8 protein-coding genes are annotated in these 14027 nt (G+C 50.1%); 7 read left to right on the forward strand and 1 reads right to left on the reverse strand.

Features of this window, described 5'->3' with window-relative positions; all coding sequences use genetic code 11:
- Positions 1-24: 24 nt before the first annotated feature.
- The 3 genes from KZ483_RS09370 to KZ483_RS09380 all read left to right on the forward strand — a co-directional run bounded on the left by KZ483_RS09370 (position 25) and on the right by KZ483_RS09380 (position 5462).
- Positions 25-1791 (forward strand): sensor histidine kinase, encoded by a 1767-nt coding sequence (locus KZ483_RS09370; RefSeq protein WP_220352371.1) that lies wholly within the window; start codon positions 25-27, stop codon positions 1789-1791.
- Positions 1763-2524 (forward strand): response regulator, encoded by a 762-nt coding sequence (locus KZ483_RS09375; RefSeq protein ID WP_220352372.1) that lies wholly within the window; start codon positions 1763-1765, stop codon positions 2522-2524. Before KZ483_RS09370 ends, KZ483_RS09375 begins: the two co-directional genes overlap by 29 nt.
- Positions 2525-2741: 217 nt before the next feature.
- Positions 2742-5462, forward strand: coding sequence for a glycosyl hydrolase family 95 catalytic domain-containing protein (locus KZ483_RS09380; protein WP_220352373.1), 2721 nt, complete (start codon positions 2742-2744; stop codon positions 5460-5462).
- Positions 5463-5493: 31 nt separating this feature from the next.
- Here KZ483_RS09380 and KZ483_RS09385 read toward each other — a convergent pair whose 3' ends face one another.
- A complete protein-coding gene (locus tag KZ483_RS09385; protein WP_220352374.1) occupies positions 5494-6339 on the reverse strand; it encodes an AraC family transcriptional regulator in 846 nt (281 codons plus the stop codon).
- Between the two features lie 469 nt (positions 6340-6808).
- Here KZ483_RS09385 and KZ483_RS09390 point away from each other — a divergent pair, with 469 nt between their 5' ends.
- The 4 genes from KZ483_RS09390 to KZ483_RS09405 all read left to right on the forward strand — a co-directional run bounded on the left by KZ483_RS09390 (position 6809) and on the right by KZ483_RS09405 (position 13741).
- Positions 6809-10294, forward strand: a complete 3486-nt coding sequence (locus KZ483_RS09390; protein WP_258881617.1) for a COG1470 family protein — start codon at positions 6809-6811, stop codon at positions 10292-10294.
- A 6-nt stretch (positions 10295-10300) separates the two neighbouring features.
- Positions 10301-12382, forward strand: coding sequence for a glycoside hydrolase family 31 protein (locus tag KZ483_RS09395; protein WP_220352376.1), 2082 nt, complete (start codon positions 10301-10303; stop codon positions 12380-12382).
- Positions 12383-12565: 183 nt separating this feature from the next.
- Complete coding sequence (locus KZ483_RS09400; RefSeq protein WP_220352377.1) at positions 12566-13336, forward strand: YhcN/YlaJ family sporulation lipoprotein; 771 nt, start codon at positions 12566-12568, stop codon at positions 13334-13336.
- A gap of 180 nt (positions 13337-13516) precedes the next feature.
- On the forward strand, positions 13517-13741 hold the full coding sequence (locus KZ483_RS09405) for a helix-turn-helix domain-containing protein (RefSeq protein WP_204819491.1): 225 nt from the start codon (positions 13517-13519) through the stop codon (positions 13739-13741).
- The last annotated feature ends 286 nt before the right edge of the window (positions 13742-14027 follow it).

A 14027-nucleotide genomic window follows, 5' to 3' on the forward strand; every position in this document is an offset into this window, starting at 1 on the left:
TTCAGGCACGGAGGAATGGATCGTATGCGCATCAGTACGAAAATGATCATCGGGTATGTTCTGCTCATTGTACTTCCATTTCTTCTGTTTACCGTCTTTGTTTATATGCAGCTGTACGATAAATTGTTGACGCAGTACCAGCTGTCCAACCAGCAAAATATTGAGCAGCTGGCCGGCAACCTGGATTCGACACTGGGCAAGATTGAATCCCTGCAATCGATTTATCAGAATAATGCAGCCCTGATCGATTATTTACGCGATGAATATACCGATGACCGGGATCTTATTTATTTCTATTTGAGGGAAATCAGTCCGGCCATATCGTTTGCAACCTTGGCGGAGCCGTCGGTGCAATCGCTTACAATATACCCGAAGTCGCAGAAGAGGCTGCTTACGGTAACTGGTTTTCGCCCGTTCTACAACATTTACGATAAGCTCTCACGGGACGAAATAAACGCCTTGCGCCCTTCGCAAGGACTTTGGAAAAAGTCGGTAAGCGCGAAAGAAATTTCACTCACTTACTACCAAAAAATATACAACGATACTTTCACAAGAGATCTTGGCATTATTGAATTGTCAGTCGAGCCCAAACTGCTTGGTGACTTCATGCAGAATATTCGTGACGTCCATCGCGATAATGCGATTCTCCTTATGGACAAGCAGGGGAATTCGGTCGATACTCCTTTCCAGTCGAATATCCCGCAGAGTCAAATCTCAAATATAATGGCAGACATTCACAGCGGCGCTTCCAAATCGTTTCTCGCCTGGCATGACCAATTGCTTGTAAATTCCGTGAGCATTCCAAGACTCGGCCTGACCGTTATTGAAATCAACAAGCAAAACGTGTTATTTGAATTCCTGCGGGTCAAACAGCTGTGGGTAGCTGGAGGGTTCTTACTTCTTGGCTTGCTGTCCGTCAGCTATTATTTGATTGTTTCGTCACTTACTAAGCGAATCGTGATGTTATCCCGTCATATGAGGAAAGTCGGACAAGACTCGCTCGGCAAGCATTTTGCAGGCCATACCGGCAGGGATGAAATCGGCTTTCTGATTACAAGCTACAATGCGATGATCACCCGGATTGATGAACTCGTCTATCGTGTCCAGAAGGTGGAGCTGCTTAAGAAAGAGGCTGACTTCAAAATGCTGCAGGCACAAATTCAGCCCCATTTCCTATACAATACGCTGGAAACGATGCGAATGCTTGCAAGATCCAATCAGGGCCGGGTCGTCGCGGAAATGGCATTCTCGCTCGGGAATCTTCTCCGCTACAGCTTATCCAAAAATACGGATACGATTCTGAAGGAAGAACTGGAGCAGATTCGTTCCTATATGTCCATCCATCAAATCCGCATGAAGGATTTGATATTCGATTTGGATGTGGAAGAAAGTGTCCTGACGGTTTCTTGTCCGCGATTTATACTTCAGCCTCTCGTGGAAAACAGCATGATTCACGGATTATCAAGGAAGAGAGGCGTTAAACGGATCGGCGTAAGCATAAAGAAAGAGGTTGACCGAATGATGATCGAAGTGGAGGACAACGGCGCGGGAATAGAGCCTGACAAGCTGGTTGTTTTGAAGCGAATCCTCAATGGTGACATAGGGGACGGTGTCATCGAAACGCAAGGTACGGGAATTGGGCTGAGCAATGTGGCGGAGAGAGTCAGAGCTTATTTCGGCCCGAATTCAGAGATTAATATTATAAATACTCCAGGAAAGGGTACGCGATGTACCCTTAAACTCACGATGAAGGAGAATGGCCATGCTCAAGCTGATGATCGTGGACGATGAACCGATTATTTTGACCGGGATCCGGGACATGGTGGAGAAAGCGAACACGGCTTTTACGAGAATCGCAACGGCCGGCGATAGTATAGAAGCGTTGGAAATGATCGCGTATTTCCAGCCCGATCTCGTTATTACGGACATCCAAATGCCCGAAATGAGTGGTCTGGAATTCATTCGCAGAGCTAAGGCCAGGAATGTCAGACGGTTTATCATTCTCTCAGGGTTTGATTTATTTGAATATGCACAGCATGCGGTCCGCTTGCAGGTAAGCGAATATTTGCTTAAGCCGGTTGATGAAGCGCAGCTGGCGGAATTATTGAAGCGAATGGCTATCGAGGTGATGGATCAGCGGCGCCGGGAGAATGAAGCCGGCAGCGCAGAAGATGAGACCTGCCAGTCCTTCAGCGATCATATAAAGATGTTGATCGATTATATTCATAACAATTACATGAAGGATATTTCATTGTCTGATGCGGCGGCCTATCTCGATCTGCACCCGGTATACATTGGCAAACTGTTCAAGAACGAAACCGGCGATTCATTCGTCCATTACCTCAATCAAACCCGGATCGGGAAAGCGAAAGAGCTGCTGACCGGCGGACAGAATATATCGCTTGATAGAATCGCCGGTTGTGTCGGTTTCGAGAACCGCCGCACCTTCTATAAGGTGTTCCGCAAATATGCAGAACAGACACCGGGACAATATCGGGATAGCATAAAAGAGCCGAAACCATGAGCCGCCGGCTCTTTTTTTTTATTGTATTCAACAACGTGCTGTTCTCCTGAAACCGGGCTGCCTGCACAATTGCGACATGTTTGCAATCTATTGTGTCGCGTTGAACGATTCACTGATCCTTCTTCCGCCCGATATAATTAAAGCCATAAGCCGGGCGTTTATTTGATAACGCTGTCAAATCAGGACCTTTTTTATTTCAGATTAGGAGAGTAATAAAATGACTAAAGTATCGGAAGTCAAACGCATGTACCAAAAAGGAAATTACGCCAGCACGTACACAGAAGTGCCAGCCTCAAATCCAGGATTGGCATGGCGGGAAGGCATGATCAGCGGAAACGGCGAAAACGGTTATATTACGTCAGGGTCGCCGTATACGGACAGTTTTATATTTCAATATATGTGGTTCAACTATCCGTCCCGAGATCCAAGAGTGATTCCGGAAGAATTAACGGGACAGCTTGCTGATGCCAGATGGAATGTTTTTAACCTGAATGATGGATGGAAGATTACCCATGCGGACGGTAAAACAAGGAAAAGAACTTTTTTTTACAGCTATCATCCGGGACACCAGCTCAGACTTGGCATGACTTCCAAGGGGACCGTATCCGGTTATGAAAGATGGACGAATTATGAAACGGCGGAAACCGGCGTTCGTTATACCGATGAATGTGGCGAGTGGATCCGAACCTCATTTACATCCAGAGAAGACAATGTTTCGATTACGAAAATCGAACAATCCTCCGCCGGTGCAAAAATCAACATGATCATCTCCATTGATGACGTTTCGAGCATGTATAAGGCACGCGATGGTCACACCGAGCTTAGTGCACTTCAATATAAAAAGCTGGTCGATCCAAATGCGGAATATATCGCACAGGTTGCACATTATCCTGCTTACCCAGGCAGCGAACTGATCAATGGGGGATATGCCGGACTGACACAGGTTATTGTTGTTAACGGAACCAAGAAACAGGTGCAGCTCGCTGACACGAATGAACAGATCAACGTTGGGACGCTGCAGAATCCGGCCATTCAAGTGACCGACGCCGACGCCGTATATTTAATAACGCAATCGAACAGGACATTTGATATGGGCAAAATTGAAGATTTTACCCGTATGACGCAATATGCTCTTGTAGACTATCTTTATAAAAACACGAATGCTGCAGCGGAAAAGTATAAAGATCCTTCCGGTACATTCGATTATAACGCTGCCCTTGAGCCGCATAGCGACAAACAGTCCGCAGAATTTAACGCTGTATGTTTTACGCTTAAAGGCGACGAGAAATTCAAGAGCGCGGACAACTTGACGCTTATCAACGCGCAAAAGGAATCGACAACGAGGATCAATCATGCTTTCATGGAGCAGGTGTACAATCAGGGACGATATGCCTTGATATGCTGCAGCGGTTCAAGCGCGCCGCGATTGTATGGGATGTGGACCGGGGAGTGGAATCCTGGCTGGCGTGGCATCTATACCCTTGACGCCAACGTGAATTTACAGGTTTCCCCCATGAATACAAGCCATTTAACAGAGGCGCAGCTTGGGTATATCATATTCTTCTTGAGAAACACGCCCGACTTCGAATACAATGCGCGAATGGCTTACGGGATGCATGATGCGCTGCAGGTGTCGGTCAACTCGGACATCGACCGCGCAATGCATGTGGAATACGACAATGACTATCCGTTTGAATATTGGAATGCCGGGGCAAGCTGGTGCCTGCTTCCTATCTTTGAGTATTGGCAGTGTTACGGCAACCGAAAGATTCCAATCCACGACAACATGAGAATCCATGATCTCAAACCGCTTCTCAGTGTAGAGGACGGAGGGCTGTCGGATGAAGAATTCAGACAATTGACAGATAAGGGATATTTGGATTTAGAACAGGATATTCTGCTTCCGCTGCTTACCAAACAGGCGAACTTCTGGGAACAGTTATGCACTCCGGAATACTATACGGATATTAATGGCAACGCGAGTTATGAGAAAGGTAAAACGGCGTTAAATCCGGGCGAGAAATATATGCTAATCCCTACCTATTCACCGGAAAATAACCCGATCGGGTACAACAGTACGATTACGGCAAATGCCACGATGGATATTGCTGCGGCGCGGGATGGACTGCATATGGTCATAGCCATCGAAAATGCAGTGAAACGCGACGGATATGAAGTCGCAATCGTCAAATGGGAAGCGTTGCTGAGGCTGCTGCCGGATTATAAGGTTGATAAGGACGGCGCTTTACGCGAATGGGCGATGAATGAATACGCCGAAAACAACAACCACCGCCATTTGAGCCATCTCTATCCGGCATGGCCTGCGTATGAAACGCAGAACAATATGGAGTTGACTAAAGCTGCCAATATCGCTGTTGAGAACAGAAATAAATACAATACAGGGGACGCGACGGCAGGGCACGGCTGGATGCACAAGGCTCTGGTCTACGCCAGATTAAAAAACGGCGACGGGGTCATCTCTTCTCTTCTGCCGATGATGACGGAGTCCGGTTACTACACTTCCTTGATGACAGACCACGACACAAACAGAAGAAGCGACTGCTATTGCACGGATACATTATTTGGGACTGTGGGAGCAGTAAATGAAGCTCTATTATTTTCCAATACGGGTGAAATTGAAGTTCTTCCGGCACTGCCCACCGAATGGAAAGCGGGATCCATCAGCGGATTGATGGCAAGGACTCGGGTGGAGGTTAGAGAGTTATCATGGGACATGTTATCTAATATTGTAACTGTTACTTTTAAATCGGTCGCTGATCACAATCAGATCAAAATAAAAGCCGGCATTCCGTGGGCAAAAGCAACAGTTGACGGCCGTCAAGCAAAAGCGCTTTCCGATGGACTTGATAAACATATTCATTTAACGCTCAGTTCCGGTACAGATGTTACAGTCGTATTTTATTTGAATGAGGAGTAAATGGATGGTTCAGAAACACAAGTGTAAGAGTCTATTTCAAGGCGATTTGGTTGCGAAACTCGCTTGCCGGGACATTGTAGTATTTCTTAAATGCGGTACAAAAGGGTTCCAATGAAGAAAAACCGACTTGCTGCGCTATTTCGCTAATTGAAATTGTGGTCGTAGTAAGAAGGTGAGCGGCAGCCGTCATTCTTGCCTTTGTCTTTTTTTGCGTAAACGACATGCCATAATACTGTTGAATTGTTCTCTCCGTCTGTCTGACGCTTAACCCCAGTTTTTGAGCGAGCTTCTGTATCGTTAAATCATGAAAGTTTGTCAGAAAGCTGTTCTCAATGATAACAACTCTCTTGTCATCCAAGGTTTTAAGCGGCATAGCGGCGGATGCCGGATAATTATTTGTGTAGTTTCTGATCAGCTTGATCACGATCTGCTCGATAATATTTTGAACGGTCGGGTAGTAGCCGATATACCGGTGGGTTGTTTCAAAGGAGAGCTGCTCGAATAATTGCATCAAATTTTGCTTGTCCTGACCGAACCAGAAGGTTGTTTGAACGAACTGGTCTGCAAGGAAGGAGAGCTCCGGATCATCGTTAACATGTTTGGCTAACACTTCAAAGCAAATGCAGTATTCTGCCATAGGGTCGGAGAGTTCGGTAATTTGCTCGTGCGCAATATCCGGGCCAGTCATGTAAAGCGTACCGGGAAGTATCGGATATTGGCGGCCGTTTGCTATCAGGATTCCCTGTCCCCGAGGAATATAATGCAGTTCGTAGCTTTTAATGCTATGGCTGTGTTCCAGAAAGGATTGGTAAAAGTACCCGAACCTGACATACAGAACGTTTAATAATAATCCGCCTAACGAAATCTTGACGTTCATATTTTCGACACTAACTTTTGGGAGCTCCACTAGGCTGAGTCCACCTTTCGAAGATCATGTACGCAGTTATTACCCGCTTCAAGGAAGAGGCATGATAACGATTTCTTATCCATCGTATCATAACTGTGCTTCAGTTTAACACTCCTTGACTTCGGAGCAGTTAGAAAGCAAGAGTACGCAGGGGGTTCTTCGGTCGCCTTAACATAGCTTAGACGGTTTCTGCCGTGAATGGGCGATTTGAATTTCAGCAAGCTGAAGGAAGATGCTGCGTCATAATGATAGAAGGCTCGGTCATTGCGATCGAGTTTTTTTGTTTTTCACTGCTTGTTTTCTCGACAATTCTGACACTGCACATCTCCCCCTCTTACTCCTTAAGAAACTGCGCAAAAAGCTTAAAAAAATGGCATATGCCGGCCATTTTCATGTGCTACGCTTAAGAAACGAGTAACAGAGAAGGATGGTGTATGTATTGAATACGGATGCTGTGAGAATCGACCTCATGGAATGGGATATTCTTTATGAAGATTTTAACAACATAACCTTTCAATATCCGGGCGTGCACGAGCCGAATAATTGGTATTTGCGCGGCTTTGAAGAGAAGAACGATTATAGCGCCGATCTGAGAGATTGGCACGGCCTGGAATTGGAAGTGGAGCTGCAGGCGGACGGACTGCTGGAACTGAAAGCGGAGGTCGGATTGCTCGTGAATAAAAGTCCTCTGCCGGAGAAGGTTGAGTTTGCGGCAGCCCAATGTCTGATTTCAGGACATGGCAGGCATTCCGTCACCATCCCGCTTCATCAGTTTGACGATAAGAAGTCCTTGTCCGGAAAATGGAAGTTTGTAAGGTCCATCCGGATATCCGGCGAATGGAAAGCAGATGTTTCTGCGGATGATGCCTTGAAAGAACCTTTCAAGCTGCTTCGAATGGAGCTGAGACGCAGGCAGGCTGTCCATATCAGCGCGCCTATCCGCTCTATCGCAGCACCTGGCGGGGGAAAGGCTGAATACGACGTCACGGTTCACAATTGTACGGGCCGTGAGCAACCGGTAAGCTTTAACTGCGAGAAATACGGGTGGGAAACGATGTCCGTCAAGCTGGACCCGCCCTTCCTGATACTAGAGCCTTGGGAATCGAAGAAGCTCCGGGTCAGCGTGAATGTTCCGGAGAAAGTCGCTCCGGGCGGCCATGAAAGGCAGAAAATTACGGCAGTCCCCGGCGGACTAGGAGCCGCCGCAGACGTTCTGGAGCTGTTCACTCTCCGCTCTCTTCCTCACCCGTATATCAAAATGACCGAACCGGAATGGAACGGGGTCCGGGAGAAGGTTCAAAGCCATGAGTGGGCCAGGGAGCTTCTGGCTATGTACGAGCAGCGGGCGGACCAATGGATGGTGCCTGAAATCCATATCGGCCCCTATATGTTCGAGACCCATAATTCGCACGAAGCCGAGAATGCGGCGATTGCCTGGAAGGTAACAGGCAGAGGGGAATTCGGGGAGAAAGCGGCACTGTTCCTGCGCAGGCTCGCCGACCCGGAGAAAGGGTATCCCGCAACGGGAAGAACCAGCCATCAGGAGCTCGTCCACGAAGGCGAATTGTTCAAGCATGCAGCGGTCGTCTACGATTTGATATACGATTCCGGATTGCTTTCGGAGGAAGACCATGCCAATGTGAAGCGGACCTTCCGTCTTTTTATCAAGCTGATCGACTTCGCGCTGTGCAAGGGCGGGACTTCCAATTGGACGCTCGCCGAAATGATCGGCGCTTTATACTGCAGCCAGTCGCTTCAGGATTATGAGTGGATGAACCGGTTCCTGTACGGAACAGGAGGCTTTACCGATCATCTGTCCAAAGGCACCTTGGACGACGGATGGTGGTATGAATGCTCGGTCGGCTACAACCTGATGGCGGCCGGGCTGTTCTCCGAGATCACGCAAAGCTGCAGGCCATGGGGCATCAATCTCTCCGATATGTGGGTTCCCGCCCATTATTATGATCAGGTTACCCCGGGGGCGAAACCGGATATTGACGGCCTCAGTCTCGATATATGGGGACCAAGCCGAATGAATTACCGTTCGATCAGCCAGCTGTGGGACAGCCTGCTGCCTTTCGCGGATTACCGCGGCGTTCTGTTCGGCATTAACGATTCCGCCGAGTCGAAGCTTCCGGGCATTTCGCCGAGAGGGTATATGGATGCCCGCTTCGATCTTGCTTATTATCTCTACCGCAGGCCGGAGTATGCCGACGTGCTGCTCACTTGCGAGCTTGCGGACAGGGACCTGCTGTATGCCGTCCCAGACCTTACGCAAAGCGAATCCAAACCGTATCTGTCTTCAGCATATGCGGACAATGCCGGTGTAGCCGTCCTTCGTTCGCAAACGGAGGGGAGGGCTCCGCGCGAACAGATTCAGGCCGTCGTGAAATACGGCTCCCACGGAGGGGCTCACGGTCACTACGACAGGGTCAGCCTGCTGTCCGTTATGAGGTATGGAAGAAGCTTCTATAATCCGGAAAATATTTGGTACCACTACCATACGTTTATGTATAAATTTTATGTGCAAAATTCTCTTACTCACAACATGGTCGTCGTGGATCAGAAGCTTCAGGATCCGGTAGAAGGAAGAAGGCTTCTGTTTCACAGCGGCCGGTTATTCCAAGCCTGCGCAGTGGAGAATAAAGCCCGCTGGTCACATCCCCCTTACGGAGGGTGGCGGGTCAACGGGGAAAAGACGTTTGCGGAGCGTGCCTGGAACGAGGGCCGTTATGTGCCCGTACCGGAAGAAGCTCCGGATTACTCGAAGCGAACCGCTTTTACCGAGCCTGTCCTGCAGCGGCGGATGACCGTTGTCACAGACGATTATGTGGTGCTTTTCGATTATTTGAACGGGGAGGAAGAGCATACCTATGACTCTTTGTTCCATTGCAAAGGCTTGATTGCTTTGGAAGCGGATGAGAAGCGGCACAGAGGGCATACGGAGCAGTGGAATCCCGATCCGCTGGGAAGCGCGCAATTCATCACCGATTGCGATTGGTATGACATGGCCGGACCGGTCAAGGCCGGCTTCGAGATGGGCTTCGGTGCCGAGTATGACAACAGGGCGAACCGGACCGCATTCAACGAGGACGGCCCGCTCAAGATCGATCACTATACGGTATGGCCGCCGCAGCTTACGATGATCGTCGGAACCGATCCGGAATATTTCCCTGTCCAGAAGCAGCTCTACTATACGGTTGAAGGAGACGGTCTCTCGCTTACCGAAGGCAAATTCGGGGCATGGATACTGGGAAGGGATGAACTAAACTTATCTATTGAAGGTGTCGGAACACTATCGCTGCGGGTCCGCACGGACGATGTAATGAACGAGCTTGGCGTGATGAACGAGCCGGAGAAGACGATTTTTTGGGGCGATCCGTACGTCGTTACGGCGGAAGGGGAAATCCGGTATTTGGCGGATTTGCCGCTAAGCTTCGAGAACACAGACCAAGGCCGCGGAATCGGGACGGATTACGAAGGCGGTCCGGTTAAGCTTGCAGGGAAGCGGTTCGACCGAGCGGTACCTGCCAACCCTGCCGATTCAGACCGGGAAGGCATTATCTCCGTAGACTTGTCAGGCTTGAATGCAGTGCGTTTCGTCGCTTCCATCGGGGGCGATTTCCCCTTGGGCGATGAGACGTACCGCCGCAAAATGCTGAGCGCCCGCGTTGTCGGCAAAAGCGCCCGATTTATTTCCGTCATTGAAACCTATGAACATACCGCACAAATAATCAGCGCTTCCGCAGCTTCGGCAGATGAGATAAGCGTGGAATTGTCGGACGGCAGACGGCAAATCATCAAGCTGAGCGGTTTTGAAGGGGATGGAGAAGCCATCTCCTTACAGATCCGGGAGATTGGCGAAGACGGAAGGACCGTCTGTGAAGAAGCGTCCGGGGATTTAAAATCATGGAGCCTGAGGTGATTGCCAATGGATAAAATAGCAAACGGTGTCTGGAGGCTCCGCGGGGGAGAGCCCGAGCGTCATACGCCAGTAAGCCTGCGGGAAACGGAGATTCGATACGAGGAGCTGGATCGTCTTGACTGCCCGGGAGTGTCTCCTGTTCCCGAATCGGAGATAAGCATTCATCATACCGCGCGCGGGGTGAAGATTGAGCTCCCGCTTCGGGCAGAGGAGCAGATCTACGGCTTCGGCCTGCAGCTGCACCGTGTCAATCATACCGGCCGGAAAAAGGTGATGCGCGTCAACAGCGATCCGGTTACGGATACGGGGGACAGCCATGCGCCCGTACCTTTCTATGTGTCGACCGGCGGCTACGGCGTCTATATTGACACGTCCAGGTATGCAGCCTTCTACTGCGGCACCAACTTGCGCAAAGGAGCTTCGGAGCATAAGAGTGCCGAACAGAAGGAGGTTGCCACCTCCGAGATTGAATTGTACGGCTATCAGGCCGCGGAGGGCGACCGCACGATGGTCATCGACGTGCCGGCGGCGCAAGGGATCGATATTTATCTGTTTGAAGGCCCGGACCTCAAAACGGCAGTACAGCGGTATAACTTGTTCTCCGGCGGCGGATGCCTGCCCCCGGTCTGGGGGCTCGGCGTCTGGTACCGCGCCTACAGCGCGGCGAAGAGGGAAGACGTTATGCGGCTCGCCGGACAGTTCCGGGAGGACCGGATGCCTGTCGACGTGTTCGGGTTTGAGCCCGGATGGCAGACGAAAGCCTATTCGTGTTCGTTCGTCTGGGACGAAGGCAGATTCTCGGGTCATGAGGACATGCTGAAGCAGCTGTATGGCATGAATTTCAGGATCAATCTGTGGGAGCATCTGTTCGTCCACCCGACATCGCCGATGTACCCGGAGCTTCTTCCCCATTCCGGTAATTACGAGGTTTGGGAAGGACTTGTACCCGATTTGTCCGTCAAGGAAGCCAAAGATGTATTCGCCGGCCATCACTTGAAGGAATTCGTCGAGAAGGGAATTTCGGGCTTCAAGCTGGATGAATGCGACAGCTCCGACTTCGTGCATTCCAACTGGTCCTTCCCTGATACGACGGAATTCCCCTCGGGCATGGACGGAGAGCAGATGCACAATCAGCTGGGCACGCTCTATCAGGCGGCCGTCCAGGCTCCGTTCGAGACAGCGGGGAGACGGACGTGGTCCCAGGTTCGCGCGTCAGGCGCTCTTGCTTCGCCTTACCCGTTCGTCCTGTACAGCGATCTGTACGACCATGAGGTGTTTATCCGGGGCGTGGTCAATGCCGGATTTTCAGGACTGTTGTGGACGCCGGAGGTGAGACAGGCCGAGTCGGCCGAGGATTTGATCAGGCGGATTCAGACGACGATCTTCTCCCCTCTCGCGCTGCTGAACTGCTGGCGGATTCTGAATCCGCCGTGGATGCAGGTTGACAGGGAAAAGAATGTGAAAGGCGAATTTCTGGACAACTATGAAGAGGTCCGTGACATATGCCGGAAGCTGTTTGAAACGCGCATGTCGCTGATCCCTTATTTGTATGCCAGCTTTGCGAGCTATTATTTCGACGGCATACCACCGTTCAGGGCGCTTGTGATGGATTATCCGGACGACCCCGGGACATATGGAATCGAGGACGCCTACATGATGGGAGACCGGATGCTGGTCGCGCCCCTGATTACGGGCAGGACGATGAGGTCCGTTTATTTGCCGCGAGGCTGCTGGCGCGATTTCTGGACGGGCGAGCTTTACGAAGGCGGGCGGACGTATACGGTAGAACCTGAGCTGGACCGCATTCCGGTCTATGTAAAGGAGAACAGCTTGCTGCCCTTGGCAAAGCCGATGGAGTTCGTCGCCGATAATGCCGTATTTGAGATAACGGTAAAAGCATATGGAAACGAGCCGCAGGATTTCGAGCTGTTCGAAGACGATGGAACGTCCTTTGCATACCGGGACGGCGGCTTCAACCGGGTTCGCCTTTCCTGGCAGCCGAACGGTGACGCAGCCGGTTCCTCATCCAGAAGCGGCGCTTACGAAGGCACTCAATACCGTATTATTGGTTGGGAGCACATCGTTTAAGATAAACGAACACGGTCATCGCCCGGACTAACGCCCAGCGATAAAATTCGCAGCGGAAGGATGGATGTCCGGGCCTTTGCACCGATGGGAGCAGAATAAAAAGTTGCCAGGCATAGAGCCACTCCGTTCGGCTAACGCTATAAGCGGGCCGTATTATCATGATAATGAAACGGAGGATGGGAAATGCAGCGCAAATGGGCAGTTCTTGCGGCAGCCGGCGCTTTGTTAAGTACAGTGATTGCCGGCTGCACCGAGAGGCAGGGTGACCTCGGTAATCGCGATATAAGGCCAAACTCTATCCGGTATGACATGGACGGCAACCTTATTATGAACAAACGTTTTGCGGATGACCAGTTGAACGAAATGAATCGAATGGAAGGCCGCAGATTGAACAGCAACAACATTATCGGTTCTCATGCCAATTACCGTCTGGAAATGGATGATGATATCGCGGACCGCGTGGCTGAATTAAAAGAGGTCAACAAAGCTTATGTGATGCTGACCGAATACAATGCTTATGTGGCGGTCTCCTTGAATCAAAGCAGAGCCAGAGCCGGCGCCGGTGGTGCCGGATTGCAAAGCCAAAGCGCGACGCCCGCGCCTTTGTTGGGCCGAACGCCCCAAAGCTATATGCGCCCATATATGAACGGCTATACCGGCATCAGAAACGGGAATACCGGCGGTAGTTACATGAACGCCGCTACCGCAAATGTATCGACGGATTTGCAAGCTCGGATAGCGGGCATTGTGCAGCGCATGTCGCCGCAAATCCAAAACGTATACGTATCGGCGAATCCGGATTTTGTAGCACGTATGACATCCTATATGGATGATGTAAGGCTTGGCCATCCGATTCAGAGCTTCGTCGCCGAATTCAATGCGATGGTTGAACGGATATTCCCCGCCGCGCCGCGAGGCGTCGGCTCCACGTTCCCCACAGACAGAGTACGTTAACGTTTGATTAAGAACAGCTGATCCGCTGATCAGTTGTTCTTTCTTTGCCTCGAGAAGGCCGCTACCCGCCCATTTTTAACAAGAACCGCACCACTACATATGCCCCATCATACTATAATTTGACTGTATCCCTTAACCTTGTTAAACCATAAAAACCCGAGCAAGGAGGGGTGACAAACATTGAAGGGTAGCGACCAGAAGAGCAAGTTTTTATTAACTCATCGTGAACGCGAGGTTTTTGAACTACTGGTACAGGATAAAACGACCAGGGATATCGCACAGCAGCTGTTTATCAGTGAAAAAACCGTGCGCAACCACATTTCTAATGTGATGCAGAAGTTGAATGTCAAAGGTCGTTCACAAGCGGTTGTCGAGCTGATCAAGCTTGGGGAATTAAAAATTTGACATGTTCCTGGCATACCTTGAGAGCCTTCTTGCCGGCTTCCGATTATGGAAGCGACGGTGGAAGGCTTTTTGATGGCCGCAGAGAGCCGTCAATTTATGTTAAATCGCGTGTTCCCGGACATTGGACATGCCTCCTGCCACATTATATTCCGCAAAATAAGCAATTTTATTCGATCTTTTTCTGAGTAAGTTTGCCATTGCACTGCAAAAAAAGTGACCCGCATCGCTGCGGGTCCAAGAAAATCTATATTAAAGGGGGGTCATTGATTAAATTATAGGCTCGGAA

This window comes from Paenibacillus sp. sptzw28, assembly GCF_019550795.1.
Lineage (GTDB): Bacteria > Bacillota > Bacilli > Paenibacillales > Paenibacillaceae > Paenibacillus_Z.

Coding starts and splice junctions, on each gene's coding strand:
- KZ483_RS09370 (WP_220352371.1), top strand. CDS start 25: ATGCGCATCAGTACGAAAATGATCATCGGGTATGTTCTGCTCATTGTA.
- KZ483_RS09375 (WP_220352372.1), top strand. CDS start 1,763: ATGCTCAAGCTGATGATCGTGGACGATGAACCGATTATTTTGACCGGG.
- KZ483_RS09380 (WP_220352373.1), top strand. CDS start 2,742: ATGACTAAAGTATCGGAAGTCAAACGCATGTACCAAAAAGGAAATTAC.
- KZ483_RS09385 (WP_220352374.1), bottom strand. CDS start 6,339: ATGAACGTCAAGATTTCGTTAGGCGGATTATTATTAAACGTTCTGTAT.
- KZ483_RS09395 (WP_220352376.1), top strand. CDS start 10,301: ATGGATAAAATAGCAAACGGTGTCTGGAGGCTCCGCGGGGGAGAGCCC.
- KZ483_RS09400 (WP_220352377.1), top strand. CDS start 12,566: ATGCAGCGCAAATGGGCAGTTCTTGCGGCAGCCGGCGCTTTGTTAAGT.